The sequence below is a fragment of the Serratia sp. (in: enterobacteria) genome (assembly GCF_046715635.1).
Taxonomy (GTDB): Bacteria; Pseudomonadota; Gammaproteobacteria; order Enterobacterales; family Enterobacteriaceae; genus Chania.
In genome coordinates this window covers 1-3,124 of sequence record NZ_JBKJYW010000189.1, presented here as the reverse complement: position 1 = coordinate 3,124, position 3,124 = coordinate 1, and the positions used below count along the sequence as shown (strand labels likewise).

3 protein-coding genes are annotated in these 3,124 nt (G+C 57.1%); 2 read left to right on the top strand and 1 reads right to left on the bottom strand.

The window, feature by feature from the left end; genetic code table 11:
- Positions 1-58: 58 nt before the first annotated feature.
- Positions 59-1,474 carry a rhamnulokinase gene (rhaB, locus tag ACLQ7H_RS09350; RefSeq protein WP_411752418.1) on the bottom strand — a complete coding sequence of 472 codons (1,416 nt, stop codon included), beginning with the start codon at positions 1,472-1,474 and terminating at the stop codon, positions 59-61.
- Between the two features lie 377 nt (positions 1,475-1,851).
- On the opposite strand from rhaB, the gene rhaS reads away from it, so the two are divergent.
- Together rhaS and ACLQ7H_RS09340 are read left to right on the top strand one after the other, a co-directional pair.
- Positions 1,852-2,673, top strand: a complete 822-nt coding sequence (gene rhaS, locus ACLQ7H_RS09345; protein WP_411752417.1) for an HTH-type transcriptional activator RhaS — start codon at positions 1,852-1,854, stop codon at positions 2,671-2,673.
- An 85-nt stretch (positions 2,674-2,758) separates the two neighbouring features.
- On the top strand, positions 2,759-3,124 hold a 366-nt coding region (locus ACLQ7H_RS09340), incomplete at its 3' end, for an AraC family ligand binding domain-containing protein (RefSeq protein WP_411752416.1).

Genomic DNA, 3,124 nt, shown 5'->3' with positions numbered 1-3,124 from the left:
ACGCCAACGGCAGCAAAGCGCTGTTTTGCCAGTTCCCAAGCTTGATCGATCGAGCTTTTCATATGCAAAGTTCCTTAGGTAATTGACTCAACGACTGAAATTGCGACCAGTGGGCGGCAAAGTCTGGATTGTCGCGAGGGGTAAAGTGTTGCAGTGGGAAGTTCTGTGCCACGATACGGCGGAACTGCCCAATGTCGCTGATGGCGTCCAAGGCCATCAACTGGCAGCCGACGTTGCCCAGGGTTGAGGCTTCGATTGGCCCGGCGCTGATGGCCAGCCCGCAGGCATCGGCACACAGCTGATTAAGAACATGATTCTGGCTGCCGCCGCCGACGATATGCAGATGACTCAGCGGGCGGCCATGCATCGTCGCCAACTCCTGTGCGACCTGGCGATAGAGCATGGCGAGGCTGTCGAAGATGCAGCGCACCAGTTGGGCGGCGGTTTTCGGCATCGGCATCCCGCGTTCGCGGCAACTATCCTGAATGGTTTGGCACATGTTGGCCGGATTGATAAAGCGATCGTCGTTGGGATTGACCAATGAACGGCAGGCTGGCTGTTGGGCCGCCTGAGCGATCAGGGCTGGCAGATCGCTGATATTCAGTTCCTGAGTGGCACGTTGCAGCAGCCACAGGCCCATGATGTTTTTCAGTACCCGATAGCCCGTTGCGCCACCCTCATTGGTGATATTGGCCGCCAATGACGCCGGATGAACCACCGGGATTGGGCTTTCGATGCCCATCAGCGACCAGGTGCCGGAGCTGAGGTAGGCGGCATCGGCGTCTTGCAATGGCGTAGCGAGTACCGCGCTGGCGGTGTCGTGCGTTGCCACGGCAACCACCGGGATCTGTTGGCCGCTAGCGCTGGTCCAATAGCCCACGCGGTTGCCCGGAGGCGTCGGTTTGCCAAACCAATTGGCCGGTACCCCGGCCCAGGCCAACAGTTCCTCATCCCATTGATCGCTTTCAATATTCAGGAGCTGGGTGGTGCTGGCATTGGTGTATTCCCAGTTCAGCTCCCCCGTCAGGCGAAAGTGCAGGTAATCCGGGATCAGCAACAGGTGAGCCACGCGATCTATCAGTTCTGGCTGCTGTTCGCGCAGGGCACGTAATTGGTACAGCGTATTGAAAGGCAGGAATTGAATGCCGGTGCGTTGATAGATATTGCTGCGGCCCAGATCCTGCTGGGCTGTTGCCATCAGCCCCTGGGTGCGGGCATCACGGTAGGAAACGGCCTGGCCGACCCGCTCACCTTGTGCATCCAGCAGCACAAAATCCACGCCCCAGGTATCGATGCCGATGCTATCAAGGCGAATACCTTCTGCATCAAGCTGCGCTAGCGCCTGACGGATATTGCCTTCCAGTGCATCCAGATCCCAGCAGTCTTGCCCGGCCCGGTGCTGCAAACGGTTGGTGAAGCGGCTGACTTCACGCAGCTGGAGTTGCTGCTGTTGCGGTTGATAGCTCGCCAGCATCACTCGCCCACTGGAGGCTCCAAGGTCGATGGCGACAGTATTGCGAATAGTCATGAGAGAAAGCCCGTGATTGCTTGATGCGAGCAGTGTAGGAAGTTGCCGCTGTCCGGGCCTTCTCGCCACTGCCAACGCCAGAGGGGGATTGGCAAAATGGCAAAGGTAAAGGTGAAGTAGTTCACAGTTTGCGACTCGGGCCGGTTTTCGCCCGGTTGTGACCTTGTACGCATTTCTCAACATTGCTACGGCTTTCTTAAAAAACGCGCAGCTTTAGCGCGCTTTTCGGTCAAAACCTTAAGGTTTGTTGCCGGACGCTTCTCTTACTATCGATTACCGACGTTGCGCGGTAATCCCGCCGCGCCAAAGCTCCGGGGGGCAAGATGAACCTATTGCACAGTAGTGATTTTTTCCCTTCCTGCAGCGCGCCCGTGGTGATCGAACCCCGCGAGCCGCAGCAGGCTTTTCCAGAACATCACCATGATTTTTACGAAATTGTGATTGTTGAACAGGGGGCGGGGGTGCATGTGTTTAACGGCAACCCTTATACCTTGAACAGTGGTTGCGTCTGTTTTGTGCGCGATCACGATCGCCACCTGTTTGAACAGACCGACGGCCTGATCCTGACCAATATTCTGTTCCGCGCGCCGGACGCTTTCCGCTTTGTTTCCGGCGTGGAACAGTTCCTGCCGCGTGAGGCTGATGGCGTCTACCCGGCTCATTGGCGCATCAGCCAACAGGTGTTGCAACAGGTCAAGGGGCTGATTGCGCAACTTACGGCGGCACCTACAGGCGATCGACCTGAAGAGATTGCGCTGCATGAAAGCGTGTTTATGCAACTGCTGGTGCAGCTGTGGCAGGGCTGCCTGGCCCGGCAGGGAGACGATCAGGAAGGGCGTTTGCATCAGTTGTTGGACTGGCTACAGGGCCACTATGCTGAATCGATCGAGTGGTCCGAACTGGCCGATCGTTTTGCCATCCCGCTGCGTACGCTGCACCGGCAACTGAAACAGCACACCAACATGACGCCACAGCGCTACCTGACCCACCTGCGTTTGCTACAGGCGCGCCATATGTTGTGCCACAGCGATAGCAGTATCACCGATATCGCTTTTCGCTGTGGCTTCGGCGACAGCAACCATTTTTCGACCCTGTTCAAGCGCGAGTTTACCTGCCCACCCCGTGCGCTACGTGGCATGCGCTAGCGACGTGAAAATCACGACTGCGTCAATTTTCCTCGCCGTGGGTTCGGCAATAATGCCCAGTCGTGCCAAATAGAAAAGGTGTGAGATGAGGGAGACATTACTGTTAGATAGCCGCGATTACCTGCCCTCTGTACAGATGCCGGTGGCCGTGGCGGAGCGCTATCCGCAGATGGGATTTGCCACGCATACTCACCAGTTTTGCGAGATGGTGATCGTTTGGCGTGGCAATGGCCTGCATGTGCTAAACGATCGCCCTTACCGGATCACCTGCGGGGATATTTTTTATATCCGTGCCAGCGATTGCCATAGCTACGAGTCGGTACACGATCTGGTGCTGGATAATATTATCTATTGCCCGGAGCGCCTGCGGTTGAATGCCCAGTGGGAAAGCCTGCTGCCGCCGTTTGATACCTCCAGCGAGCGCTACTGGCGGCTCTCTACCCAAGGCATG

Bases quoted from the DNA above. Each gene is read 5' to 3' on its own strand.
- rhaB (WP_411752418.1), bottom strand. From the start codon at position 1,474: ATGCTGGCGAGCTATCAACCGCAACAGCAGCAACTCCAGCTGCGTGAA.
- rhaS (WP_411752417.1), top strand. From the start codon at position 1,852: ATGAACCTATTGCACAGTAGTGATTTTTTCCCTTCCTGCAGCGCGCCC.